Below are 23,330 nucleotides of genomic sequence, written 5' to 3' on the forward strand. Positions count from 1 at the left end.
GACGGTTTGTGAACCAGGACGGCCGCCAGGACGTTATACTCAGGAAAAACGTGGTATCCTGCCAGGCAGGTGCGCCATGATCTGCGGCGGCAGCGGCAATGTCTTCATCCGAGAGTCCAAGTCAGACGACCAGCGACGCGGCCCGCCGAGAGCGGAGAAGGAGCAATTCCTTACTGTTGGTCCTCGCCGTTGGATTTCTTGTTTTTGGCGTTGCGGCGGGTGCACTCTATTACGCGTTACGGCCGGACATTCTGCGGATCGCCGTCGGACCGCCCGGCAGCGACGACTACAGAACAATTCAGGCGATGGCCGATGCCTTCGGCAGCGAAAGCCGAACGACCAGGCTGGCTCTGATCAAGACCGAAGGGGCGGTGGAGTCTCTCGCCCTGCTTGGGGCAGGCAAGGCAGATCTTGCCGTCGGCCGCGGCGATCTGGAAATGCCCGCCGAGGCGCAGACCGTTGCAGTCGTGCGTAAGAATTTCGTCGTGCTATGGGCGCCGTCTGGACTTGCCGGCAAGAGCTCCAAAAGAAAACCCTCGCCGAAAATCAAGGAAGTCGCCGATCTCGCCGGACGCCGTGTCGGCGTGATCGGGCGGACCCCGGTGAACGCCGCGTTGCTGCGGGTCATCCTGAGCGCGTCCGGAGTACAGGCGGACAAGGTCGCGGTCGCGCAATTTGGCACTGACCAAATCGAGGAACTAGCACGCGATCTCACCCTCGATGCATTCATGGCGGTCGGGCCCCTCGACAGCAAGATCACATCCGATGCCGTGGCCGCAACGGCGCGGGTGCGCGGCGAGCCGAAGTTTCTCCCCATCGAGACATCGGAAGCGATCGCCCTGAAGCACCCCCGCTATGAAACCGAGGAGATTCCGCCCAGCGTCTTCAATGCGGATCCGGCTTGGCCGGATGACAAAGTTGAGACGGTCAGCGTCAGCCACCTCATCGTGGCGAGAAAGACCTTGTCCGAAACGACGGTCGCCGCGTTTTTCCGGCAGCTCTTTGCCGTTCGTCAGGCGATTGCGAGGCAGGTCCCCGGTGCGGCACACATCACCAAGCCGGACCTCGAGAAGGACCCCGAGCTGCAGGTACATCGGGGAGCGGCGGCCGTCATTGATGGCAACGAACGCACCTTCCTCGACCGCTATGGCGATTACTTCTGGTTCGGGCTCCTGCTTCTCTCCGGAATCGGCTCGGCCGCCGCCTGGTTGCGCCGCTATTTGAACCGCGACGAAAGGGACGATAACACCAGCCATCGCAAGAGAATCCTGGCCATGGTTTCCAGCGCGCGGACCGCGGAATCCAACCAGGAACTACTTGCCCTGCAGCGTGAGGCCGATGCCATCATCGCCGAGACGCTCGAGTGCTACGATGACGGTGCTATCGAGGAAGAGGAGCTCGCGGCATTCGGGCTGGTGCTCGACCTCTTGAGCAATGCCATTGCCGAGAGGCGAGCCGCGCTGCAACGGGCTACCTTCGAAACCGTTCGCGGCGCGGCAACAGGCCATGGCGTTACGCCGCGCGGATAACGGCAGCCATCTGAACCTGTCGTAGCGGGCTCCGCGGCGCCCGCGACGGCTGCCATTCGCCGCCTTGCCGTACTCAGCTCTTGAGTGGCCTTCCGATCGGCGGACGATAGGAACCAAAAAGACATCGTCGCTCTTACCTCGGTCAGGAGACCTACTCATGCTGTCCTCAAAACCGCCACGGCCCATTCGCACAACGCTCGATCTTGCGAACGCAGAGCAGGTCAAGTCTGTACGCAGGCGGCTTCGCATCTCAGCTACCGATTTGGTCAGGATCGTCGACAAGATCGGCAACTCTCTAACGGCCATAGAGAAGGAAGTGGAGCTCGAGAAGCTGGCCGTTCAGCAGTGTAATGCCAAGAACGCGCCCACGACTCTCGAATAAATTCGAGTCATCCCGTCGAAAAGGAGAATTGCGATGAACGGCCTGATTTACCTCATAGGGCTAGTCGTTGTGATCGCGGCCATTCTTTCGTTCTTTGGCTTGCGATGACCGTCTCGGTCCTGCAGGCTGACGCACCGCCGATCCGGTGAAGTCGTTCGCAATTTCGCGTGCAGCAAATGGTTGATCCGCACCAGGTGAATACCATCATAGCCACGACGATTTGTGCGTTCTTCAAGGGACATCCTGACGCCCAAATCGGAGCCGAAGAAGCCAAGCTGCTGGCCAAGCAGATCACTGAAGCGCTGAACGGGGCTGGGCTGCAGATTGCTGCCGTCAATGAGATCACGCCGCGCTAGCCCTGCCGCTGGCGAGCGCATGACTTAGCTCGATGTATGGAGATCGGGCTTGAGGCGGCGAGGGGCAGCCGTGCATCGTTCAGCACGAGATCGGACATGTGGCCGCACCGTTTGGGGCACCCTCGGGTCGTTTGTCGACCAGGATCGTCGGATCCGGGGCTGAGCGCTAGCTCCGTTCGAACGTATCGACGTTCGTTGTAACGGCGCGCCACCAATTCACCGGTTTCAGCTTCGCCGGCTCGCCCTCGCTGGAGGCGCTCAGCGCTTGGTCTGTAATCACGAACCAGGCGGTCTCCATCTTTCCGTGACGCAACAGTCCGGTATAGGAGACGGCCCGATCGCCCGTCGCAGACGAGCCCACCGCGACAAAGGCGATGCAATTGCCCTTGTGAAACCCGGTGATCGGCACCGCTTGCCCGTAAAAGCCGCTGTCTTCGAGCGCGGTCTCGAAATTCCCCTCGATGCGGCCGTTCGCATCATTAGTGATGCGCAAGATGGAGCCGAATTGATTTCGCCAATTGCCGACCCAGGCGATCTCGGTTCCCATGCCGGTTCTCCTACGCTCGTCGATTTGGTTCGGCGCGCAGCCGGGCAGCCTGTCCAGTTCCTTCGCGACGCCGCCTGACTGTGGCTGATCTTGCTGCCCCTTCAAACGCCTCGGGAGGCGCGACGGTGCTTCAGCCGGAGATCGCGCCCGCGTGCGGTCCGCCTGCCTGTGAAATCCCGTGCAGCGCCTTCGCGGCACCGTCGCCCGGCTTGCACACGGCGATGTCGCCGAGCGAGATGATGCCGACCAGCCGCTTGTCTCGATTGAGCACGGGCAGCCGCCGCACCTGGATGTCGGCCATGTTGCGGGTGACCTCGTCGATGTCCTGGTCCTCGAAGCAATATTTGACATCTGCCGTCATGACGTCACGGACCGGCGCATCCGGTCCCAAGCCCATCGCGACACCTCGCGTGGCGATATCGCGATCCGAGATCATTCCGACCAGGCGGTCATCGTCGGTGACGGGCAACAGCCCGACATTGAGCGCCGCCATCGCCTCGGCGGCCTCCCTGATGGTGTCTTGGGGTGTGCAAAGCTGCACGTCGTGGGTCATTGCGTCGCTAACTCTCATTGGAAACCTCCATCCCTGATAGGCCGCCACAAAAATCGCTGGCGGTCGTTCCTCCGGAGCAGGTCGCCGAAGGCGACGAATTCATGACGTGGCGATGGCGTGCCCATGGCACGATTCTCGGGAGCGACAGCGCATCTGACTGACCTCCCACGGACCATCTGACACGTCGGGCGCACGCAACTTACTTTAGGTCATTCAGAAGCTTCCATGCTTCATCCAGCAAGACCTGAACCTGCCGTCGCTCGGCGGCGCTATCCTTTGTGAACATTCCATGCTTCCGCGCATTCTGATTTCCCTTCGGCGCGCCGGATCTCCGTGCGCCGCCGTGCATGCGGCAGCGGACCTTGCCGTGCATTGCCGGCGCACGACAGACGGTGCCGCTGCGCGTCCGTGCGCCGCAGCGCAGGCTCGACTGCATTGCATCCGTGTTGCGGACGTGTTCGCTGCTCATGCGCTCGCGTCGTTTTCCACGCCGAGTCCGCCTTGTCCGCCCTCGCGTGCCGGGACCGCTTCTGCCTCGGCCGCGCCTGGCTGCGCAACGATCACGCTCGCATGCTGGGTGACGTTGCCCACAATAGCGCTGCCGCCGTCCTGCACCGACACGTTCTGCACCGTGATGGCGCGCTCGCCATTGCTGCGGTGGCGGCTGAGCGCCTCGGTCTGGGCTGCAAACGTGCGGGCCAACCGGGTCAATGCACGGGTGATGCCTTCCTGCTGCTGAAGATTCTCGGTGAGAGCGAGGCGAAAGGCGGAGCGCATCGCCGCGACGTGGACGGACACCATCTGCGCCATCAGCATGGTTTCGATGGAATCCCTGGGCCCGATGCTCTTCATCATCGAGATCATGAAGGCGAGATTGGCCTCGTCCGGCTTTTGGTTGATCACGCTGGCCTTGAGCAATTGCTTGAGAATGCCATGCAGCGCGTCGCGATCGACGGCACCGAGCGCCTCGGCCAGCAGCCGCTCGCCAGCTTGCGGGTCGGGATGTTGGATCGTCAAGCGCCGTCGGGTGAGCTTGATGCGAGGCGTGGCTCTGCTGCGATCCGTTGTTGCCGCGGTGGGTGCCGTGCTGGTGCAATTGAGAGATGTCGTCATGTCCTGGGTTCCTTGCCGGAAGAGGCGCGAGCGCTTGCCGCGCGAAGGCGGGTCGCGCTCGGCGCGCGGTGATTGCGATTTTCAGATGTCGATGAAGGGCTTACGCGCAGCCAGCTCGATGTGCCCGGGGGCTGGACCGGCCTGGACTTCGCGCCGCTCACCACCGTGGTCTCGGCGCCGCTCGTGCTCGTCGTCAATCCCGAGAATCCCAAGACGGCGAACATCAAATCGGTGGCCGATCTCGTCGCCGCCGCGAAGGCCGCGCCCGGCGCGCTCGCCTACGGCTCGGGCGGCAACGGCAACCTCGCCCATCTCGCCATGGAGCTGCTCAGCCAGAAGGCCGGCATCAAGATGATCCATGTGCCCTATCGCGGAGGTTCGGCGTCCGAGGTCGGCCTGCTCGCTCAGGAGGTGCTGGCGGTGTTTGATCCGCTCTCCGCGGTGCCGCTGGTGAAGGCCGGCAAGCTGCGCGCCCTCGCGGTGTCCTCAGCCGAGCGGCTGCCGTCGCTGCCTGATGTGCCGACCGTCGCGGAAGCCGGCTATCCCGGCTTCGACATCTCGTTCTGGGTCGGCTTCTTCATGCCGAAGGCGACACCCGCCCCGATCCTTGAGACGCTGCACCGGGAGATCATCACTGCTGCCAAGGATCCGTCGGTCGAGGATAAGCTCGGCTCGCAGGGCGTGGTCTCGGTGCTCAGCCCGACTGAGTACGCCGCCAAGATCGCGAAGGAGACCAAGGAGCTCGCCGACGTCGTGGCGGCCGCGAGCATCAAGGCGGAATAGGGAGGCTTGCGTTTGCGCATGATCGCGCTGCGGGCCTCCCTTAACCGCTTCCGCTTGCGGGAAGGTCGGCGCGTAGCGCCGGGTGAGGGCATTTTCCTCTCGGGGACTCCCAATGCGGAGACACCCTCTCCCCAACCCTCTCCCGCAAGCGACGACAAGCCGGTCTGAGCGGCGCGCCTATTCGCCGCTGGCCAGTCGCTTCAGCCGATCAAGCAGCGGGCGTTGTCCTGCGTTGATCCTCTCCTTCGCCTCTTCGAGCGCGAACCATTCGGCACGGTCGACCTCCGGGAAGGTCTGCCGTTTGCCGCTGCGTGGCGGCCATTCAATCTCGAACGTGTTGCTACGCATGCTGCGCGTGTCGATGTCGAACTCGGCTGCGAACGCGGTGACGAGCTTGCCGCCGCGCTGCCTGACCTCTCCAAGCGCGATCAGCGGCACGGACAGCTCGAGTCCAAGCTCCTCGGCAAACTCCCGCCGCGCGGCGATTTCCGCATCTTCTTCGCCCGCATACTCCCCCTTCGGGATCGACCATGCACCGAGATCCTTGTTGCGCCAGAACGGGCCTCCGGGATGAACGAGGAGAACCTCGAGTCTGCGGCCCTTCCGATAGGCGATGATTCCGGCGCTCTTCGATGGCATCGCAGTTCCGTGGCGGCGGTCTGTCCTTCTCTCGGGAAAAAGTGGAACAGAGCGTTTTAACGCAAGTTAGTAGCCAATGTTCATTTGATAAAATGGAGTGAACCATGATCCGCCTGTTGGCAACCACCGCCTTAGGGCTGGTGCTGGCGAGCGCCGCTCTTGCGCAATCGCCAAGCACGACCACGAAGTCCGAGCAGACACCGCAATCCCAATCAAATTCCACCGCGCCGTCCACCACCTCGCCATCGGGCGCGGCTGACAAGCAGTCGACCACATCGCAACCGCAGCAATCACCGCCGACAGGAAGCTCGGCGCAGAATGCGCAGACAAGCGCACCGCCTTCCGGGTCTGCGAACTCCGGTTCCGGCACCTCAAATGCTGCCAACAGCGCGGACACGTCCACGCGGCCGCAGAGCGGCGCGGCAGGCTCGAACACGGCCGGCAACCAGCCTGCGACGCAGCAGGGCGCCAACCCGCCACCGGCGAACACGAACCAGGCGCAGGATCGGTCCAATCCGCCGCCGGCCAATCAGGCTCAGCAGGCGCCCGCGGCATCTGGGGCCAACCAGGCGCAACAGTCGCCGAATGCGCCAGCCAGCAATCAGGCGCAGGGCGAGCGGTCCGGCACCAATTCACAGGCGGCCGCTCAGACCGACGTCAACCTCAACAAGCAGCAGGAGACCAAGATCAGTACCTCGATCTCGCGCCTGAACGTGCGGCCGCTGACCAGTGTGAATTTCTCGCTGAATGTCGGCACCGTGGTGCCGCGCGACGTGCATCTCTCGACATTGCCGCCTGACGTCGTCGAGATCGTGCCGCAATATCGCGGCTACAGCTTCGCGCTGGTGAAGGATCAGATCGTCGTGGTCGATCCGGCGACCTACAAGATCGTGACGGTGCTGCCATATTCGGGGCAGTCCACCGCAACAACGACGACCACGCGCGAGCGTAGCGCCAGCAAGTTCTCAGATCGCGATCGTGAAGCGATCCGCAAGCATGTGAAGACCCGCACCGAAGGACGGAGCGAACGGCAGACCACCGGCAGCACGGCACGCACCGAGATTCGTGTCGGCGACCGCGTTCCTGAGAGCGTCGAGGTGGAAGAATTTCCGAGCACCGTCTATCACGATGCGCCGGACCTGCGGGAATATCGCTACATCCACCGTGACACGCGCACCTACGTCATCGAGCCGCGCGAGCGTCGCGTGATCGAGGAGATCGACTAGCCTCCCGCCGATCGGAAGTCGCTCTGTCGAGCGACTTCCGAATCAGAGCATCAGCCCGAAGTCCGTTCGCGCGCCGCGAAACGGATAGCGCGGGTCTTCGCGCTCTTTCCGGCCGCGCGTGCTGCAATCATGCTGCGCGCGTTGCCGTGAGCCGAAGTGTTCTTCCGGAGCAAGGTCGCGAACCGCTTGCGGGCGCGGTTCGCGGTCAGCCGTGCGGCAAGCTGTTCGCCCTTGCGAATGATGGTCGTGACCGAAGGCGTCAGGTTGACCGGAACCCAGGCGACATCCCTGGCTTTCGAGAGGCTGCCGACGCCTTCGCACGGCGCTTCGCGCGGCAGGTCGATCCGAATCGCAAGCGCTTCCGCGCGCTCGGTCCAGTCGTCGGCCCTGGTCCCGGTGATGATGCGGACATAGTCGCGTGTCTCTCGCGGCAGCTCGCTCTCCTTCGCAAGCCACTTCTGGATGCGGCCGGGGCCTGCGTTGTAGGCGGCGGCTGCGAGGCCCAGATTGCCGAAATCGTCACGGAGCTTGCGCAGGAATTTTGCCGATGCCGGCAGCGCCTTCATGGGATCGAACGGATCGTCGAGCCCGACTTCGGCGGCGGTCTCGGGCATGAATTGCGCGACGCCCTGCGCGCCGGCGTGGCTAACCTCGTTGGACTTGAAGCGGCTCTCCTGCCAGATGAGGCGCGCGAAGAACGGCACCGGAATGCCGCTGGTTTCGGCTGCCTCACGAAGCGCGTGGCAGAACCGGTCTGTCGGTGAAACGGGCCCCTCGGCGACGGTTTCGCTCGCGCGTGGCGGATCGCTCTTCTCCTCATAGGCCGCGCGTGCATTGGCGAGCTCGATGGCCTGCACGCTGGCAAGGAAGAGCTCGACCACCGGAACAAGTGGCAAGGCATGATTGTTCTGAAGAACAGTGGTGTCGAATGTTGATGTTTGCCGGGACGCCGACGGATCGAGATCGCACATCAGAATTAGAAATGCGGCGCAAGCCGCGACGACAAATCGCATTACTGGGGCAACCTCGAACTGTGGGGTGAGCGGCCAGCGATGCGCCGGCGATAAGGAGTTCTTAACCGCGCGATTGCGGCAAAGCTGCGGTCTTATGGGTTCCGTCGGTGCTACTACGGTGTTCCTGATGAGAAACTCTCCGCGGCTTTGCGGATCGCTGTTGCGAGCTGGGAAGAGCGATCATGGTGCGATGGATGCTTGGCGCGGTGATGTCGCTCTGGTTGCTCTGCCCGGCATTCGCGGGCAATTTTGACGCAGCAGCGGTGAACGATGCTGCGCGTCCTGAAAAGCAGCCGGCGACCGACAAGATCAACGCTTCGGTGTTGAAGCTTCAGATCCTGCTCGATCGTGCCCAATTCTCTCCCGGCCAGATCGACGGCAAATTCGGCGAGAACGCGCAGAAGGCGCTGAAGGCATTCGCCGAGCAGAACGGGATCGCATCCGACGCGGGCATAGCACCGGAGCTCTGGGAGAGGCTGAGCACGGCGAGCGAAGGTCCTGTCGTCGTCGACTACAAGATCACCGAAGCAGATGTGAAGGGGCCGTTCCTCAAAAAGCTGCCGGCCAAGCTCGATGACATGAAGTCGCTGGAGGCGCTGAGCTACACCAGTCCGCTCGAAGGGCTCGCGGAAAAATTCCACATGAGCGAGGAGCTGTTGAAGGCGCTCAATCCAAGAAAGGCCTTCGACAAAGCCGGCGAGACGATTGTCGTGGCCAATGTTCCGGCGCGACGGGAGCTTCCGCGGATTGCGCGGGTCGAGATCGACAAGACGAACGCAACACTGAAGGCGTTCGACGAGACCGGTCGTCTCATCGCGTTCTATCCGGCGTCAATCGGCAGTCCGGACCGCCCGACGCCAACGGGGACGTTGAAGGTAACCGGCACCAACGAGCAGCCGACCTATCACTACAATCCCGAGTACAAGTTCAAGAGTGTCAAATCCAAAAGGCCGTTCGACATCAAGCCGGGGCCGAACAATCCGGTGGGTTCGTACTGGATCGGCTTGTCGGCGCAGGGCTACGGCATTCATGGAACGGCAGAGCCCGACAGGGTCAGCAAGTCCGCGTCTCACGGCTGCATCAGGCTCACCAATTGGGACGCTCGTGTGCTCGGCGAGAACGTGAAGCGCGGTACACCCGTCGTCTTCCTCGATGCGCCGACGGAATCCTCCTCCAAGCAGCGGAGCAGACCGACCGGCGGGCGGACCTCGAACTGATCTTTGGGAAAATCCTTGCGCATCGCGATCTCGGCGGCGTCGCCGGGCCGCAGCACGGTCTGGAAGGCCGGTTGCGGCCTCGTCATGATGTCGTAGAGCGAGGTGGCCTTGATCGGCTTGCCCCTCAACTCGCGGACGCAGTCGGCGAGCGTGCCGCTGTAGACGAGATAGGGCGGGCCTCGGTCCTTCTGCCTCTACCCTTTCGCCGACGGCCACTTCTTCGGCTCGGCCGGCGCGTCATAGGCGATCGCCGATCCCTCTTTGAACATGCGCTTGGACCCTGAACGCTAAAGAATTGGTTCAGATCGGCCGGCAACGAAGGCGAGCAGGGTGCCGTTGGCCTTGGCCGGCGGCACGCAGATGGCGCCCCCGCTGCGCATGGCTGCCGAACCGAGCGCCTTCTCGGTTGCCGCGAGGTCGCCGCTGATGAGCACCAGCGCCGCGCCGCCGCGCTCGGAGAGGCCCGCGAGCGGCACACCGGGATAGCGTTTGGCGAGCTGGTCCAGCGTCAGGTAGACGAAGTCGGCGCGATCGCCGCCGGAGGGCACGGTGACCGCGCCGTCCGCCTCTGCCTTCGGCTCGCGGTCGATCAGTTGGCCGAGGTGCGCAGCTTCTTTCGCGGGCTCAGGCGTTGCGATCAGCGTCTGCTTGATCCGCCTGGCTGCATTGGCATGCTTCATCAATTCAGGAATCCACACCGTCTCGCGGGTCTTGTGCTGGCAGGCGAAGATGCGGACGCCGCCCGGCGCCTCCACGGTCGGCCACATGAAGGTGCGGAATTTTGCCGCCGAGACCGTGCCATTCGGCAGCGTCACGGGCCGTTCGAAATCGGTCGGGCCGATCGGCTCCAGGCCCCGTGCACGGATCTCTTCGGCACCTGCGGCCGAATCGACCGCGGTGAAGGCGATGCGCTCGATGCCTTCGCCGTGCTTGTCGAGGAAAGCGCGCGCCGGGGCATTGAGCTCGGTCGTAGCGAGCACGCCGAGCAGCTCCATATAGTCGGGATCGAACATGATGGTGTAGTTGCCCGTGCCCATATGGACGCTGTGGGTGCCGCGCGGGGAGACGGTGAAGCCGAGCTGCCGATAGTTCTCGGCGGCCTTGTCGAGGTCCTTCACCATGACCACGGCGTGGTCGATACCGATGACGTTCTTGAGGGCCACTGTTCTTTCCCGATTGCGAGCTGAATTGGGCCGCTCCGGCGGCTGCCGGTCATGTCTACGCCTGATAGACGGTCAAGTCATTTTCAATTCAGCGAAACATGCGGAAATTTCATTCTGCGAAATGCTGTCGATGCGCGGCGGCATCAACGGGCCTGCTCGATGTAAGCGGCGAGGATGGCGCGCTCCTCACTGGTCATCTCGGTGATGTTGCCCGGCGGCATCGCATTGGACCAAGCCGCGACGCGGCCGATCAGCCGGATGTTGCGATGGATGTGCTCGGGCGCGTCGAGCAGTATCCCTTTCGGTGCGGCGACGATACCGGCCCAGACCGGCTCGGCGGCGTGGCACATGCTACAGCGGGACATCACGATCTCCTCGACATTGGCGAGCGTCGGCTGCGCCGGCAGGGCGCTGGTCTTGACGTCGCGCGGTCCGGCGGCGGAGAGGAACAGGATCGCGATCACGCCAACCGCTGCCACGCCCCACACCCACCACGGCGATTTGCGCCCCGCATGCCGCGCGTTGAAGAAGTGGCGGATCACGGGGCCGAGTGCCAGGATGATCGCGACGATGATCCAGTTGAAGCGCGTGGCGTAGAGCAGGGGATAGTGGTTGCTGATCATCAGCACGACCACGGGTAGCGTCAGATAGTTGTTGTGGACCGAGCGTTCCTTGCTGGCCTTGCCGAGCCTGGGATCAGGCGCCTGTCCCGCGATCAGGCTGGCTACGATCTTCTTCTGGTTCGGGATGATCAGCGCGAAGACGTTGGCGACCATGATGGTGCCGATGATCGCGCCGATCTGGTTGAAGGCGCCGCGGCCGCTCAGCACATGCGTGAAGGCGTAGGTCAGCGCGACCAGGAACAGATAGCCGCCGATGGCAAAGGGCAGCTCGCGCCGCGCAAGCCCAGTGCGACAGGCAGCCTCATAAAGCAGCCACGCCAGCGCGAGGCTGAAGAAGCTGAACAGGCCCGCCTGGAATGGCGTAAGGTCGAGGATCGATCTGTCGACCAGGAACAAATCGGCCTCGAGATAATACACCACCACCATCAGCGCGAAGCCGGACAGCCAGGTGGTGTAGGCCTCCCATTTGAACCAGGTCAGCTCGTCCGGCATCTGGCTCGGTGCGACCAGATATTTCATGATCCGATAGAAGCCGCCGCCATGGACCTGCCAGGCTTCGCCCTGCACGCCGTCAGGCAGGTCGCCCGGCGGGTCGCTCTTGGGCCTGAGACCGAGGTCGAGGGCGATGAAGTAGAAGGAACTGCCGATCCAAGCAATCGCCGCCACCACGTGCAGCCAGCGCAGCAGCAGGCTCGCCCATTCCGATATGACGGATCCCCACATGATCACCCCGATCAGTCGCGACACCAATGCCGCAGCTTTGAACAACCGGCAATCGCGCCCCACCAATGTGTCGCACCGATCAGCCGCATTTTCCAGTACGATGGGCCGCGGCTGATGCCCATCGTGCGGGCATGAACTGATGTCGGATTCGGCAGGCGCATGACCTGCCGCAGAACGTTTGCGGATCGTCGCATGTTGACGTTGAGACGCGCAGGCCGGGAGAAAGACGTGAAAGACAGAATATGGTCCGTTGCGATGTTCGCGGGATTGCTGGTCGCGGCTGCCACCAGCGCACAAGGTGAGCCGGTGCTGCAGGGCAAGGATGCCTACGGCGATTGGCGGGCCGACAAGCCCGGCACGGTCAGGTTGATCCGGCCACAGGATCTGGTCAGGCCCGGCGCGACGCGCTCCGTTGCGAGCTCGTCGCGTGTGGTGCCGCGCCCACCGGAGGCCGCGCTCCGGGTCCCGGCCGGATTCAAGATCGAGCTGTTCGCCGAAGGCCTGCGCGCGCCGCGCATCGTGCGGGTCGCGCCGAATGGGGATGTCTTTGTCGCGGAGACACGGGCCGGCACCATCCGCGTGCTGCGCGCGGGCGATGGCGGCAAGGCCGCGACCAACGAGGTGTTTGCCGGCGGCCTGAGGCAGCCGTTCGGCATCGCCTTCTTTCCGGACGGTGACAACCCGCAATGGGTCTATGTCGCCAACACCGACAGCGTCGTTCGCTTTCCCTACCAGGCCGGCGATCTCAAGGCACGCGGCAAGGCGGAAACGATCGTGGCAAGCCTGCCGCATGACGGCGGACATTCCACCCGAGACATCGTGTTCACGCCCGACAACAAACGCATGCTGGTGTCGGTTGGCTCACTCAGCAACGTCGCCGAGGGCATGGGCACGCCGCCGGGTGGATTGGAGGCGTGGTCGAAAGCGCAACCGCTTGGCGCTGCCTGGGCCAGCGAGACGGAGCGCGCCGCCGTGCTGGCCTTCAATCCCGATGGCAAGGAGCGGAAGATCTACGCCACGGGCCTCCGCAATTGCGTTGGTCTTGCGATCCAGCCGCAGACTGGCCTGCCCTGGTGCTCGACCAACGAGCGCGACGGCCTCGGCGACGATCTCGTGCCCGATTACGTGACCAGCGTGAAGGAGGGCGGCTTCTACGGCTGGCCCTGGTTCTATATCGGCAACAATGAAGACCCGCGCCACGCCGGCGCGCGGCCGGACCTCAAGGACAAGGTGACCGTCCCCGACGTGCTGATCCAGCCGCATTCGGCCTCGCTCGGCATGACCTTCTATCAGGGCACGCAGTTTCCGCCCGAGTACCAGGGCGACGCCTTCGCCGCCGAGCACGGCTCCTGGAACAGATCGAAGCGCACCGGCTACAAGGTGATCCGCATCCGCATGAAGGACGGCAAGCCGACGGGCGAGTACGAGGATTTCGTCACGGGGTTCGTCGTGAGCGACACTGAAGTGTGGGGACGGCCGGTTGGCGTTGCCGTGGCGAAGGACGGATCGCTGCTGGTGTCGGAGGATGGCAACGGCACGATCTGGCGGGTGACGTATTCGCGCTGAGCGCGCCGCGTGACGCTGCCCCCTCTTCCCTTGTGGGAGAGGGTGGCTCGCCGCGAAGCGGCGTGACGGGTGAGGGGTCTCCATCCTCACGAACGGTTGGGCGATTGGAGAGAACCCCTCATCCGGCGCTTCGCGCCACCTTCTCCCACAAGGGGAGAAGGAGAAAGAGAACCCTACCCCCGTCTCACGCTCGCACCGCCATCCACCGGCAGCGTCACGCCGGTGATGAAGCTCGCTTCATCTGAAGCCAGGAACAGCGCGGCATTCGCGACGTCCCATCCGGTGCCCATCTTCCTGCGCAGCGGCACCTTGCTGTCGCGTTCGGCTTCGACTTCGGCGCGGGTCTTGTGCCATTCGCGGGCGCGGGTATCGACGGCCATCGGCGTGTTCATCAGGCCGGGCAAAATGACATTGGCGCGGATGCCGTATTCGGCATTCTGGTAGGCGAGCTGTTCGGTGAAGGCGATCATCGCCGATTTCGTCGCCTTGTAGGCGACGTAAGGGTAGGTCGTGATCGCCGCCATCGAGGAGATGTTGATGATGGCGCCGCCTCTCTGCGTGCGCATGATCGGGATCACCTCTTTCGCGGCGAGAATGCAGCTCTTCAGATTGATGGCGACGACGCGGTCGAACGCTTCTTCGGTCAGTTGCAGCAATTCTGCATCGCCGCCGGCGAGGCTGACGCCGACATTGTTGTGCAGCACGTCAATCCGGCCCCAGCGCGATTGCGCGTCCGCGACCATCGCCTTGATGTCGGCGGCTTTGGTCACGTCGGCCTTGAAGGCTGCGGCTGTGCCCTGCTTCGCCGTGATCATCGCGACCGTCTCCTGCGCCGAGTCCAGATGATGATCGACGCACAAGACCTTGGCACCCTCCCGCGCGAACGTGAGCGCAGTGGCGCGGCCGTTGCCCATGCCCTCGCCCGGGCTCTGCCCCGCGCCGACGACGATCGCAACCTTGTCCTTCAAGCGCATCTCGGTTTACTCCCGGGCCCGGATCCTGTTGATCCAATATTTTCGTGCAGATTAGCAATCGCCTCGACCGGAGAGAAGGGCGCCGCTCCCGCTTTCATGTCATTGACATCACATGCGATTGCATGTTGCGGCCGGCCGACCGCGCATGGCTGACCCCAGCGGTTCAGGAACCGTTCTGAGGTCGCAGCGTTTGTTGCGGAGCCTTTCCCGCGCTAGGCTCTGTCCCGGGGCTTCCCAACCGCCAGTGGCTTGCCGATGAATCTGCTCGATCCGCAAGGGCCTGTGGCTGCGGCCAACAGCACCATCCTGATCGATTCCGTCTTCATCATGCTCGTGATCGTGGTGCCGACCATCGTTGCGATACTCGGCTTCGCGTTCTGGTTTCGCGCGTCCAATCCGAAAGCGCGCTACCAGCCCGACTTCGTCTATTCCGGGCGCGTCGAGATGGTGGTGTGGGCGATCCCTGCGCTCACTGTCATCCTGCTCGGCGGCGTCGCCTGGATCGGCTCGCATCAGCTCGATCCCGCGGCACCCGTGCCGGGCACCGGCAGCCCGGTGCGCATCCAGGCCGTCTCGCTCGACTGGAAATGGCTATTCATCTATCCGGATCAGCGCATCGCCACCGTCAACACGCTAACGGTACCAGCCGGCGCCGAGCTGAACTTCCAGCTGACGTCGTCGAGCGTGATGAACACGTTCTTTATCCCGCAGCTCGGCAGCATGATCTACACCATGAACGGCATGGTGACGAAGCTGAACCTGCGCGCCGACCACGAGGGCAGGCTCCAGGGCCTGTCGGCGCATTTCTCCGGCGACGGCTTCCCCGACATGATGTTCGACGTCAACGTGATCTCGCCGCTCGCGTTTCCGGATTGGGTGGCGGGCACGGCGAAGACCGATGCCGTGCTGAATGAGGACAGCTACAGGACCCTGATGCAGCAGGGAATCGAGAAGAGCCGGCCGACTTATCGGCTCGAGGATCCGCGCCTGTTCGATCTGATCGCAACCCAGCACATTCCGCCGGGTCCTGGGCCGGAGCTGGCATCCGAAGCCGGCCGGTCGCACAGTGGAGGCCACGATGCTCGGTAAGCTCGATTGGTCCGCCATTCCGTTCGATCAGCCGATTCCGCTCGTCGCCGGCGCGGTGGTGCTGGTCGCCATCCTGGGCGTGCTGGCCTGGGTCGTGGTGAGGGGGCATCTGCCCTATCTCTGGAGCGAATGGATCACCAGCGTCGACCACAAGCGCATTGGCGTCATGTATGTGCTGCTGGCCTCGGTGATGCTGCTGCGCGGCGGCAGCGACGCCATCATGATGCGAATCCAGCAGGCGGTCGCCTACCAATCGCAAGGCTATCTCCCGCCCGAGCACTACAACCAGATTTTTTCCGCGCACGGCACCATCATGATCTTCTTCGTGGCAATGCCGTTCGTGATCGGGCTGATGAACCTGATCGTGCCGCTCCAACTCGGCGTGCGCGATGTCGCGTTCCCGACGCTCAATTCGGTCGGGTTCTGGCTGACCGCGACCGGCGCACTGCTGGTCAATATCTCGCTCGTGGTCGGCGAATTCGCGCGCACCGGTTGGCTCGCCTTTCCGCCGCTGTCGGAACTGTCCTACTCGCCCGGGGTCGGCGTCGATTACTACGCCTGGTCACTCCAGATCTCCGGCGTCGGCACGCTGGTCGCCGGCATCAATCTCGTCACCACCGTGCTGAAGCTGCGCACCAAGGGCATGAACTATCTGCGCATGCCGATGTTCTGCTGGACCACGCTGGCCTCGAACCTCCTCATCGTCGCCGCGTTCCCGATCCTCACCGCCACGCTGGCGATGCTCTTGCTCGACCGTTACCTCGGCTTCCACTTCTTCACCAACGAGGCCGGCGGCAACGTCATGATGTTCATGAACCTGATCTGGGCTTGGGGGCATCCCGAGGTCTACATCCTGGTGCTGCCGGCCTTCGGCATCTTCTCCGAGGTGGTTTCGACCTTCTCCGGCAAGGCGCTGTTCGGCTATCGCTCGATGGTGCTCGCCACCATGGCGATCTGCGTCATCTCCTTCATGGTGTGGTTGCATCATTTCTTCACGATGGGTGCCGGCCCCGACGTCAACGCCATCTTCGGCATCGCTAGCATGATCATCGCGGTGCCGACGGGGGTGAAGATCTACAATTGGCTGTTCACGATGTATGGCGGCCGCATCCGTTTTGCGACGCCGATGCTGTGGGCGGTCGGCTTCATGGTGACGTTCATCGTCGGCGGATTGACGGGCGTCCTGCTCGCGGTGCCGCCGGCCGACTTCATGCTTCACAACAGCATGTTCCTGGTGGCGCACTTCCACAATGTCATTATCGGCGGCGTGCTATTCGGCGCCTTCGCCGGCTTCGAATATTGGTTTCCGAAGGCGTTCGGCTTCCGCCTCGACGAACGCTGGGGCAAGGCTGCGTTCTGGTTCACCTTCCTCGGCTTCTTCATCACCTTCATGCCGCTCTATGTCGCCGGCATGCTCGGCATGACGCGGCGCATGCAGCATTACGATGTCGCGGCCTGGCGGCCCTGGATGCTGGTGGCGGCGGTGGGCATGGCGGTGCTGACGATCGGCGTGATCTGCCAGATCGTGCAGATCGTGGTCAGCATCCGCAACCGCGAGGCCTTGCGTGACCGCACCGGCGATCCCTGGGACGGCCGCTCGCTGGAATGGGCGACCTCGTCGCCGCCGCCGGTGTTCAATTTCGCCTTCCATCCCGACGTGCGCGGCGAGGACGCCTATTGGGAGATGAAGGCGCATGCCAAGCAGCAACTGCTCGAGCACGAAGAGCCGGAATATCAGGACATCGAGATGCCCCGGAATTCTCCCACCGGCTTCGTCTGCGCGTTCTTCGCCACCATCATGGGCTTTGCGCTGATCTGGCACATCTGGTGGATGGTGATCCTGGGCGGCCTGGGTGCCTTCGCGACCTTCGTCGTGTTCGCCTGGCGCGACCATGACGAATACGTCATCCCGGCCGATGAGGTCGCCCGCATCGACCGCACCAATCTCGAGGAGCGGCGCAGCCTCGTCAGCATGGCGGGGGCAGTCTGATGTCGATGACCGCCACGGCCGGCCGCGCCCACGCCGATCCCCATCACATCGGGCTCATCATCGAGCATCCCGGACCCGCGCCGAAGCGGATCGTGACCGCCTACGGCTTCTGGATCTTCCTGCTCTCCGACATCGTGATGTTCTCCTGCTTCTTTGCGGCCTATGCGGTGCTGGCCGGCCAGACCGCCGGCGGCCCGAAGGGCTCGGAGATCTTCGAGCCGAAGAACGTCGCGATCGAAACGGTCTGCCTGTTGCTGTCGAGCTTCACCTGCGGCATGGCCAGCATTGCCGCCGACGTGCGCAACCGGTTCTGGTTCTACCTTGGCATGGCCGTGACCTGTGTGCTCGGCCTCATATTCCTCGCCATCGAGTTCCGCGAATTCGCCGACCTCGTCGCCCGTGGCTATGGCCCATCGCGCAGCGCGTTCCTGACCGCGTTCTTCTCGCTGGTCGGGTGTCATGGCCTGCACGTCTCGGCCGGAGTGCTGTGGCTGCTCACCATGATGGCCCAGGTGTTCGCCAAAGGCTTTCGCGCCGACATATTGCGGCGGATGATGTGCTTTGCGCTGTTCTGGCACGCGCTCGACATCATCTGGGTCGCGGTGTTTTCCGTGGTCTACCTGCTCGGGAGCGCGCCATGAGTGATCAGACCCATGGGTTGGTGAAACACGACCTCGCGCCCGGCGAGGAAGAGCAACACAGTGTCGGCACCCGCATCCTCGGTTACGTCGTCGGTCTTGTCTTGGCCCTGCTGCTCACGGCGACGTCGTTCTTCATCGCCGGTACGGATCTGGTCTGGCAGCCGTCGATTCCTGTTGCGCTGATCGTGCTCGCGATCGCACAGATGGGCGTGCATCTCGTGTTCTTCCTGCACATCACCACAGGTCCGGACAACACCAACAACGTGCTGGCGCTCGCCTTCGGGCTTCTGGTCGTCTTCCTGGTGGTCGGAGGAACGGTCTGGATCATGGCGCATCTGAACGCCAACATGCCACCGATGGACCACATCATGCAGATGCGGAGTTAGGACCCGCCCAAAAAGAAAGAGCCGCTTGGATGGCAAGCGGCCCAAGTCTAGGGAGGAAACGCCCGAGCAAGGCAATCGGACCGAAGCCGGATTGCTGCCAAAGGAAACGCTCGCGCAAGGCGCTTGCGTACGCATACAAATGACGCAACTCCCGATAGACTTCAATTCCGGATCAATACGGTCTTGGACTACTACTCACGGATGTGTGAAGGAATTGTTCACTTCGGCCGACGGCAATTATAGGCCTTGCGGAAGCCGGCGGCCTGGGCGTCGTCCTCCGAGCAGAACCAGCGGTCGGGCTTAGTCGTCGCCGGATAGCTCGGACAGCCCCGCAAATGATAGATGCCGATATTGCCGGTGACGCGTGCGCGCACCGCGAGCTTGCCCTTGATGCTGCAACTCGGCGGCATCGTCAGCTCCTCCGGGAACAGCACGGCGCGGATTTCCTTGTCCCGGTCTGGGCGGCACGCGGCGCCGAGAAGCGCGCCATCCCTCTTGCCGGCGCGGAAATCTTGCGGTGCAACAAAGCAGCCCTTCCAGATCCCAGCGGCCGCCGTCTTGGCCTCGGTGGCCGCCGGTTTGACGTTGGCCTTGATCGGCTCGCGCGCGAGGGCAAAGCCGAGCTTGATCAACTGCTCGTTCAAGCTGGCCTTGTCGCCCTCGGCCGTGCAGATGGCGCGGTGCCGCTTGCCAAAACTCTTTTCCGGTCCGACGTCGTCGCAGCGCACCGTCCGTTTTCCGATCAGTTTCGTCAGCTGGTCGCGGGCCTCGATGCCGCAGCTCCAGGAATCGGCGTGCTCGTCGATGCAGACCTGATCAAGCTCGGGCGCATCAACGCCGTCGAGCCGATAGGTGACGTCGCCGACCTGGATGGAGTTGCCGTCGCGGGCTGTCGCGGCGGCAGTCAGCGCGGAGGCTGGTCCGGGCGAGACCAGAAGTCCGGACAAGGCGAAAAATGAAGCGAGCGCAAAAGCGCGGGCGGGGGCAAAGAAATTTCGGAAGGACATACGATCTCGCTATCGATGGCTCGTGCGGCCCTGTTCCTAGCATCCGGATGTGGCGAGACCAATGGTCTGCGCCCTGCGAAGTGCGACATTCCGGCCTCGCGGCTTTACTCAGCCGTTGCTCTGATCCTATCGTTCGCCGGCCTCGCGGACCGCAGGGCCGAATCGCCCGGAAAGCGGCGAGGGGAGGAAAAGGTTGCAATGAAAGACCCCGTGGACGTCCTGATCATCGGCGCCGGCGCTTCCGGCGCGGCGGTGGCGTGGTCGCTGGCCGAGACCAAGATGCACATTCTCTGCCTGGAGCAGGGCGGCTGGATGAATCCGGCGGAATATCCCAGCACCGGGCGGGACTGGGAAGCCAAGTTCTACGGCGAATGGTCGTCGAGCCCCAACGTCCGCGGGCGGCCCGAGGACTATCCGATCAACGACGACAATTCGCCGATCAAGGTCGTCAACTACAATGCAGTAGGCGGCTCGACGGTCATGTACACCGCGCACTGGCCGCGGCTGCATCCCTCCGATTTCAAGGTGAAGACGCTCGATGGCGTCGCCGACGACTGGCCGATCGACTACGATGCGCTGACCCCGTTCTTCGAGGAGAACGACCGGATGATGGGGACCTCCGGCCTGTCAGGCGATCCGCTTTCGCCGCTGACGCATCCGCCGATGCCGCAACAGCCGCTGGGATTGTCCGGCGCCATCATCGGCAAGGCCATGAACAAGCTCGGCTGGCACTGGTGGCCGTCTGACACGACGGTCGCGACAATGGACTATGAGGGCCGGGCGCGCTGCATCAATCTCGGCCATTGCACGCCGGCCTGCGCGCAAGGCGCAAAGTCTTCCACCGACATCACCTATTGGCCGCATGCGATCCGTGCCGGCGTCGAGCTGCGCACCCATTGCCGCGTGCGTGAGATCACCACCGACGAGACCGGCATGGCCTCGGGCGTGGTCTATTACGACAAGGACGGCATCGAGCAATTTCAGCCCGCCCACGTCGTCATCATCGCCTGCAACGGCGTCGGTACGCCGCGATTGCTGCTGAACTCGGCCTCGGGGCGTTTTCCGAATGGACTTGCCAATTCGTCCGGGCTCGTCGGCAAGAACCTGATGTTTCACCCCTATGCGCAGATCTACGGCTATGTGAAGGAGCCGACGGACAGCAACCGCGCGCCGCCGACCTGCCTGTGGAGCAAGCAGTGGTATGACACGGACCTGTCGCGCGGCTTCGTGCGCGGCTACGGCGTGCAGTTCGTACGCGGGGCAGGACCGGTGTTCGAGGCCGTCGTCAGCGAGCAGAAGGGCATTTTGCCCTGGGGCGCCGACCATCACCGCGTCTTCCGTAAGCTCAATGGTCATCGGCTGGGTTTCTCCGCGATCTGCGAGGACCTGCCCGAAGAGCATAATCGCGTCACGCTCGATCCGGTGCTGAAGGACAGCCACGGCATTCCCGCACCGAAGATCGATTATACGATCAGCGAGAACAGCCGGAAGATGATGGAGCATGCGCTCGCCCGCGGCCGCGAGGTTCTCGAAACGGCGGGCGCGACCGACATCTGCATCAATTCGCCGATCCCGTGGGGCGGCTGGCACCTGCTCGGCACCGCGCGGATGGGCACCGACCCCGAACGCTCGGTCGTCAACGAATGGGGCCGCACCCACGACGTCAAGAACCTGTTCATCGTCGACGGCAGCATCTTCGTCACTTCGGGCGGGGTAAACCCGACCTCCACCATCCAGGCCCTCGCGCTTTATATCGCCGATCAGATGAAGCAGCGCCTCGCCAATTTGTTCGATTGAGGGCCCGTGATGGATGCACTGAACCCGCCACGAATTCGCTGCACCTCTCCCGCTTGCGGGAGAGATCGCCGCGCTCGAAGAGCGCGGCGGGCGAGGGCTCTCCCCTCTCGAGGAGTCTCTCTGCGGAGATACCCTCTCCCCAACCCTCCCCCGCAAGGGGCCCGCAAGCGGGGGAGGGAGCAGACCTTCATCGCGGCGTTAGAAGAGCGCACAATGACTGATCAACTCTCCCTCACGCCGCGTCAGCGCGGCGACCTCCGCACCATTGCCGCGATGATCATTCCGGCCAGCGAAGAATACCGGGTCCCGGGCGCCGACGATCCCGCGATCCAGGCCGACATGTTGGCCACGCTCGGCCGCGACACCAAACAGGTGGCGGCGGCGCTAGATCATTTGGCGCGGCTCGCCGGAGCGCCGCTCGTCGAGCTCGATGCCGCCAGGCGCGATGCGGTGGCGCAGGATTTTCGCAAACATGGCGGTGTCGCCGCCGCAACGCTCGTCCGCGTCGTGCTGCAATGCTATTACCGCGACGACCGCGTGCTGGGCTCGCTCGGGCTCGAGCTGCGCGCACCATTCCCCAAGGGCCATGTGCTCCCGGATGGAGACTGGTCGCTGCTCGATCCGGTCAAGGCGAGAGGCGGCTCGCTGAGGCGGGCACCCTAGCAGCCCAGCCTTGCGCCGCGGTCGGGCCACTTGCGCGAGAGAGAACAGGCCACCATCTGTGTGAGCCTCAAGGACTCTTGCCATGTTGGACTTCACCTCAGATGTCGCCGATGACGCATCGTCATCGCGAACGACGGCGTCTGCTCCGGTCGATGACCGGGCTCTGCTGGACGCCTATTCCAATGCCGTGATCGACGTGACCGACCGCGTCGGCCCTGCGGTCGTGCGTGTCGAGACCGGGCCGAAAGTGCCGAACGGCCGCGAGCGCGGCGGGCTCGGCTCGGGCACCGTGATCTCGCCTGATGGACTCGTGCTCACCAACAGCCATGTGGTCGGCTCGTCAAAAGAGATTCGGCTGCGCGACGTTGAGGGGCACGTCGGCGACGCCCAGGTGCTCGGTGTCGATCCCGACACTGACCTCGCGCTCTTGCGCGCCAACGGCGTGCGCCATTTGCCTTATGCCGCGCTTGGCAACTCCAAGAGCCTGCGGCGGGGCCAACTCGTGATCGCGATCGGCAATCCGCTCGGCTTCGAGTCGACCGTGACCGCCGGAGTCGTCTCGGCGCTCGGCCGCTCGATCCGCTCGGTCAGCGGGCGCACCATCGAGGATGTGATCCAGACCGATGCCGCGCTCAATCCCGGCAATTCCGGCGGACCACTGGTCTCGTCGAATGCCGAGGTGATAGGCATCAACACCGCCATCATCAACGGGGCGCAGGGCATCTGCTTTGCGGTCGCCAGCAACACTGCGCAGTTCGTGCTGTCGGAGATCATCCGCCACGGTTATGTCCGCCGCGCCTATATCGGCGTTGCCGGGCAGACCGCGCCGGTCCCGCGGCGGCATGCGGTGCTGGCCGGTGTCGAGAACAAGATGGGCGCGCTCTTGATGCAAATCGAGCCGGACGGCCCGGCGGCGAAGGCGGGCCTGTTGCCCGGTGACGTCGTGATCAGGCTCGACGGCATCGAGATCAACGGTGTCGACGATCTGATCCGCGTGCTCGACCGCGACCGGATCGGCCGGCGGTTGTCCATGGACGTGCTGCGGCTCGGCCGCCTGCGGGCGATCGATATCGATCCGATCGAACGCAAGCCAGCGCGCTAGCGCGGTTCCCCTTGGGCGAGGTACGACGGTGTCATGCCTTGTCCTCGGAAGCCCGCCGCATGATGCCGGCACATCAAAGCTACGACATCATCGGCGCCCGTGCCGGCGGCATGACAGCTGCGGCCGTCGCTGCGGGCCGAAGGGCTGCGCGTGGACGCGCGGCCAAACTGTCAGTGATGTGTCCGAACAGGCGTCAGCCATGTCTGCGGTCTAAACACTTCGCGGGCGATGATACTCAGTGTGTGGCG

The 23,330-nt window shown here is 63.8% G+C and carries 24 protein-coding genes; 14 read left to right on the top strand and 10 right to left on the bottom strand.

The genetic code is table 11. From position 1 onward, the window contains the following. Positions 1-98 precede the first annotated feature (98 nt). The 3 genes from IVA78_RS23855 to IVA78_RS23865 all read left to right on the top strand — a co-directional run bounded on the left by IVA78_RS23855 (position 99) and on the right by IVA78_RS23865 (position 2,267). A complete protein-coding gene (locus IVA78_RS23855) occupies positions 99-1,529 on the top strand; it encodes a TAXI family TRAP transporter solute-binding subunit (protein ID WP_247279221.1) in 1,431 nt (476 codons plus the stop codon). 157 nt (positions 1,530-1,686) lie between these two features. Beyond that, positions 1,687-1,911, top strand: coding sequence for a hypothetical protein (locus IVA78_RS23860; RefSeq protein WP_247279222.1), 225 nt, complete (start codon positions 1,687-1,689; stop codon positions 1,909-1,911). Between the two features lie 176 nt (positions 1,912-2,087). Continuing rightward, positions 2,088-2,267 (top strand): hypothetical protein, encoded by a 180-nt coding sequence (locus tag IVA78_RS23865; protein ID WP_247279223.1) that lies wholly within the window; start codon positions 2,088-2,090, stop codon positions 2,265-2,267. A gap of 166 nt (positions 2,268-2,433) precedes the next feature. Here the strand turns inward: IVA78_RS23865 and IVA78_RS23870 are convergent, their stop codons facing one another. The 4 genes from IVA78_RS23870 to IVA78_RS23880 all read right to left on the bottom strand — a co-directional run bounded on the left by IVA78_RS23870 (position 2,434) and on the right by IVA78_RS23880 (position 4,480). Continuing rightward, complete coding sequence (locus IVA78_RS23870; protein ID WP_247279224.1) at positions 2,434-2,919, bottom strand: avidin/streptavidin family protein; 486 nt, start codon at positions 2,917-2,919, stop codon at positions 2,434-2,436. A gap of 25 nt (positions 2,920-2,944) precedes the next feature. Further along, the gene (locus IVA78_RS23875) at positions 2,945-3,385 is read right to left on the bottom strand and encodes a CBS domain-containing protein (RefSeq protein ID WP_247468254.1); all 441 of its coding nucleotides are present in this window, start codon (positions 3,383-3,385) and stop codon (positions 2,945-2,947) included. A 181-nt stretch (positions 3,386-3,566) separates the two neighbouring features. Further along, positions 3,567-3,836, bottom strand: coding sequence for an HGGxSTG domain-containing protein (locus IVA78_RS34475; protein ID WP_346015617.1), 270 nt, complete (start codon positions 3,834-3,836; stop codon positions 3,567-3,569). Then, a complete protein-coding gene (locus IVA78_RS23880) occupies positions 3,833-4,480 on the bottom strand; it encodes a hypothetical protein (protein ID WP_247279226.1) in 648 nt (215 codons plus the stop codon). Before IVA78_RS23880 ends, IVA78_RS34475 begins: the two co-directional genes overlap by 4 nt. 72 nt (positions 4,481-4,552) lie before the next feature. Between IVA78_RS23880 and IVA78_RS23885 the strand changes: the two genes are divergently transcribed. Next, positions 4,553-5,263 carry a tripartite tricarboxylate transporter substrate-binding protein gene (locus IVA78_RS23885; RefSeq protein ID WP_247468257.1) on the top strand — a complete coding sequence of 237 codons (711 nt, stop codon included), beginning with the start codon at positions 4,553-4,555 and terminating at the stop codon, positions 5,261-5,263. 177 nt (positions 5,264-5,440) lie between these two features. Here IVA78_RS23885 and IVA78_RS23890 read toward each other — a convergent pair whose 3' ends face one another. Further along, complete coding sequence (locus IVA78_RS23890) at positions 5,441-5,902, bottom strand: NUDIX domain-containing protein (RefSeq protein ID WP_247279229.1); 462 nt, start codon at positions 5,900-5,902, stop codon at positions 5,441-5,443. 104 nt (positions 5,903-6,006) lie between these two features. Here IVA78_RS23890 and IVA78_RS23895 point away from each other — a divergent pair, with 104 nt between their 5' ends. Then, positions 6,007-7,128, top strand: a complete 1,122-nt coding sequence (locus IVA78_RS23895) for a DUF1236 domain-containing protein (protein ID WP_247279230.1) — start codon at positions 6,007-6,009, stop codon at positions 7,126-7,128. Positions 7,129-7,178: 50 nt separating this feature from the next. Here the strand turns inward: IVA78_RS23895 and IVA78_RS23900 are convergent, their stop codons facing one another. After that, positions 7,179-8,141 (bottom strand): lytic transglycosylase domain-containing protein, encoded by a 963-nt coding sequence (locus IVA78_RS23900; protein WP_247279231.1) that lies wholly within the window; start codon positions 8,139-8,141, stop codon positions 7,179-7,181. 182 nt (positions 8,142-8,323) lie between these two features. On the opposite strand from IVA78_RS23900, the gene IVA78_RS23905 reads away from it, so the two are divergent. Beyond that, positions 8,324-9,358 carry a L,D-transpeptidase family protein gene (locus IVA78_RS23905; RefSeq protein ID WP_247279232.1) on the top strand — a complete coding sequence of 345 codons (1,035 nt, stop codon included), beginning with the start codon at positions 8,324-8,326 and terminating at the stop codon, positions 9,356-9,358. Between the two features lie 287 nt (positions 9,359-9,645). On the opposite strand, the gene IVA78_RS23910 is transcribed toward IVA78_RS23905, so the two are convergent. Then, positions 9,646-10,521: a VOC family protein gene (locus tag IVA78_RS23910; protein WP_247449686.1), complete on the bottom strand. Its 876-nt coding sequence runs from the start codon at positions 10,519-10,521 to the stop codon at positions 9,646-9,648. 143 nt (positions 10,522-10,664) lie between these two features. After that, on the bottom strand, positions 10,665-11,867 hold the full coding sequence (locus IVA78_RS23915; protein ID WP_247279332.1) for a urate hydroxylase PuuD: 1,203 nt from the start codon (positions 11,865-11,867) through the stop codon (positions 10,665-10,667). A 228-nt stretch (positions 11,868-12,095) separates the two neighbouring features. Here IVA78_RS23915 and IVA78_RS23920 point away from each other — a divergent pair, with 228 nt between their 5' ends. Then, on the top strand, positions 12,096-13,433 hold the full coding sequence (locus tag IVA78_RS23920) for a sorbosone dehydrogenase family protein (protein ID WP_247468259.1): 1,338 nt from the start codon (positions 12,096-12,098) through the stop codon (positions 13,431-13,433). Positions 13,434-13,606: 173 nt separating this feature from the next. Here IVA78_RS23920 and IVA78_RS23925 read toward each other — a convergent pair whose 3' ends face one another. After that, positions 13,607-14,407, bottom strand: coding sequence for an SDR family NAD(P)-dependent oxidoreductase (locus IVA78_RS23925; protein ID WP_247279235.1), 801 nt, complete (start codon positions 14,405-14,407; stop codon positions 13,607-13,609). 255 nt (positions 14,408-14,662) lie between these two features. Between IVA78_RS23925 and IVA78_RS23930 the strand changes: the two genes are divergently transcribed. The 4 genes from IVA78_RS23930 to cyoD are packed head-to-tail and all read left to right on the top strand — an operon-like array spanning position 14,663 to position 18,513. Next, positions 14,663-15,496 (top strand): cytochrome ubiquinol oxidase subunit II, encoded by an 834-nt coding sequence (locus IVA78_RS23930; protein ID WP_247279236.1) that lies wholly within the window; start codon positions 14,663-14,665, stop codon positions 15,494-15,496. Further along, the gene (cyoB, locus tag IVA78_RS23935) at positions 15,486-17,486 is read left to right on the top strand and encodes a cytochrome o ubiquinol oxidase subunit I (protein WP_247279237.1); all 2,001 of its coding nucleotides are present in this window, start codon (positions 15,486-15,488) and stop codon (positions 17,484-17,486) included. The genes IVA78_RS23930 and cyoB overlap by 11 nt, the downstream gene beginning before the upstream one ends. Then, entirely contained in the window at positions 17,486-18,127 is a 642-nt protein-coding gene (locus IVA78_RS23940) for a cytochrome (ubi)quinol oxidase subunit III (protein WP_247279238.1), read from the top strand. The genes cyoB and IVA78_RS23940 overlap by 1 nt, the downstream gene beginning before the upstream one ends. After that, positions 18,124-18,513: a cytochrome o ubiquinol oxidase subunit IV gene (gene cyoD, locus IVA78_RS23945; protein ID WP_247279239.1), complete on the top strand. Its 390-nt coding sequence runs from the start codon at positions 18,124-18,126 to the stop codon at positions 18,511-18,513. Before IVA78_RS23940 ends, cyoD begins: the two co-directional genes overlap by 4 nt. A 218-nt stretch (positions 18,514-18,731) precedes the next feature. Here the strand turns inward: cyoD and IVA78_RS23950 are convergent, their stop codons facing one another. Then, on the bottom strand, positions 18,732-19,520 hold the full coding sequence (locus IVA78_RS23950) for a thermonuclease family protein (RefSeq protein ID WP_247279240.1): 789 nt from the start codon (positions 19,518-19,520) through the stop codon (positions 18,732-18,734). 198 nt (positions 19,521-19,718) lie between these two features. Here IVA78_RS23950 and IVA78_RS23955 point away from each other — a divergent pair, with 198 nt between their 5' ends. From IVA78_RS23955 to IVA78_RS23965, 3 genes are all read left to right on the top strand, one after another. Next, the gene (locus tag IVA78_RS23955; protein WP_247279241.1) at positions 19,719-21,317 is read left to right on the top strand and encodes a GMC family oxidoreductase; all 1,599 of its coding nucleotides are present in this window, start codon (positions 19,719-19,721) and stop codon (positions 21,315-21,317) included. 213 nt (positions 21,318-21,530) lie between these two features. Next, complete coding sequence (locus tag IVA78_RS23960) at positions 21,531-21,980, top strand: gluconate 2-dehydrogenase subunit 3 family protein (protein WP_247279242.1); 450 nt, start codon at positions 21,531-21,533, stop codon at positions 21,978-21,980. Between the two features lie 82 nt (positions 21,981-22,062). Continuing rightward, positions 22,063-23,082 (top strand): trypsin-like peptidase domain-containing protein, encoded by a 1,020-nt coding sequence (locus tag IVA78_RS23965; RefSeq protein WP_247279243.1) that lies wholly within the window; start codon positions 22,063-22,065, stop codon positions 23,080-23,082. Positions 23,083-23,330: the final 248 nt, after the last annotated feature.

The organism is Bradyrhizobium sp. 137, from assembly GCF_023074095.1.
GTDB lineage: Bacteria > Pseudomonadota > Alphaproteobacteria > Rhizobiales > Xanthobacteraceae > Bradyrhizobium.

Excerpts from the sequence above, each read along its gene's own strand:
- IVA78_RS23855 (WP_247279221.1), top strand. The coding sequence starts at position 99 with ATGTCTTCATCCGAGAGTCCAAGTCAGACGACCAGCGACGCGGCCCGC.
- IVA78_RS23860 (WP_247279222.1), top strand. The coding sequence starts at position 1,687 with ATGCTGTCCTCAAAACCGCCACGGCCCATTCGCACAACGCTCGATCTT.
- IVA78_RS23865 (WP_247279223.1), top strand. The coding sequence starts at position 2,088 with ATGGTTGATCCGCACCAGGTGAATACCATCATAGCCACGACGATTTGT.
- IVA78_RS23875 (WP_247468254.1), bottom strand. The coding sequence starts at position 3,385 with ATGAGAGTTAGCGACGCAATGACCCACGACGTGCAGCTTTGCACACCC.
- IVA78_RS34475 (WP_346015617.1), bottom strand. The coding sequence starts at position 3,836 with ATGAGCAGCGAACACGTCCGCAACACGGATGCAATGCAGTCGAGCCTG.
- IVA78_RS23880 (WP_247279226.1), bottom strand. The coding sequence starts at position 4,480 with ATGACGACATCTCTCAATTGCACCAGCACGGCACCCACCGCGGCAACA.
- IVA78_RS23890 (WP_247279229.1), bottom strand. The coding sequence starts at position 5,902 with ATGCCATCGAAGAGCGCCGGAATCATCGCCTATCGGAAGGGCCGCAGA.
- IVA78_RS23895 (WP_247279230.1), top strand. The coding sequence starts at position 6,007 with ATGATCCGCCTGTTGGCAACCACCGCCTTAGGGCTGGTGCTGGCGAGC.
- IVA78_RS23900 (WP_247279231.1), bottom strand. The coding sequence starts at position 8,141 with ATGCGATTTGTCGTCGCGGCTTGCGCCGCATTTCTAATTCTGATGTGC.
- IVA78_RS23905 (WP_247279232.1), top strand. The coding sequence starts at position 8,324 with ATGGTGCGATGGATGCTTGGCGCGGTGATGTCGCTCTGGTTGCTCTGC.
- IVA78_RS23915 (WP_247279332.1), bottom strand. The coding sequence starts at position 11,867 with ATGTGGGGATCCGTCATATCGGAATGGGCGAGCCTGCTGCTGCGCTGG.
- IVA78_RS23925 (WP_247279235.1), bottom strand. The coding sequence starts at position 14,407 with ATGCGCTTGAAGGACAAGGTTGCGATCGTCGTCGGCGCGGGGCAGAGC.
- IVA78_RS23930 (WP_247279236.1), top strand. The coding sequence starts at position 14,663 with ATGAATCTGCTCGATCCGCAAGGGCCTGTGGCTGCGGCCAACAGCACC.
- cyoB (WP_247279237.1), top strand. The coding sequence starts at position 15,486 with ATGCTCGGTAAGCTCGATTGGTCCGCCATTCCGTTCGATCAGCCGATT.
- IVA78_RS23940 (WP_247279238.1), top strand. The coding sequence starts at position 17,486 with ATGTCGATGACCGCCACGGCCGGCCGCGCCCACGCCGATCCCCATCAC.
- cyoD (WP_247279239.1), top strand. The coding sequence starts at position 18,124 with ATGAGTGATCAGACCCATGGGTTGGTGAAACACGACCTCGCGCCCGGC.
- IVA78_RS23950 (WP_247279240.1), bottom strand. The coding sequence starts at position 19,520 with ATGTCCTTCCGAAATTTCTTTGCCCCCGCCCGCGCTTTTGCGCTCGCT.
- IVA78_RS23955 (WP_247279241.1), top strand. The coding sequence starts at position 19,719 with ATGAAAGACCCCGTGGACGTCCTGATCATCGGCGCCGGCGCTTCCGGC.
- IVA78_RS23960 (WP_247279242.1), top strand. The coding sequence starts at position 21,531 with ATGACTGATCAACTCTCCCTCACGCCGCGTCAGCGCGGCGACCTCCGC.
- IVA78_RS23965 (WP_247279243.1), top strand. The coding sequence starts at position 22,063 with ATGTTGGACTTCACCTCAGATGTCGCCGATGACGCATCGTCATCGCGA.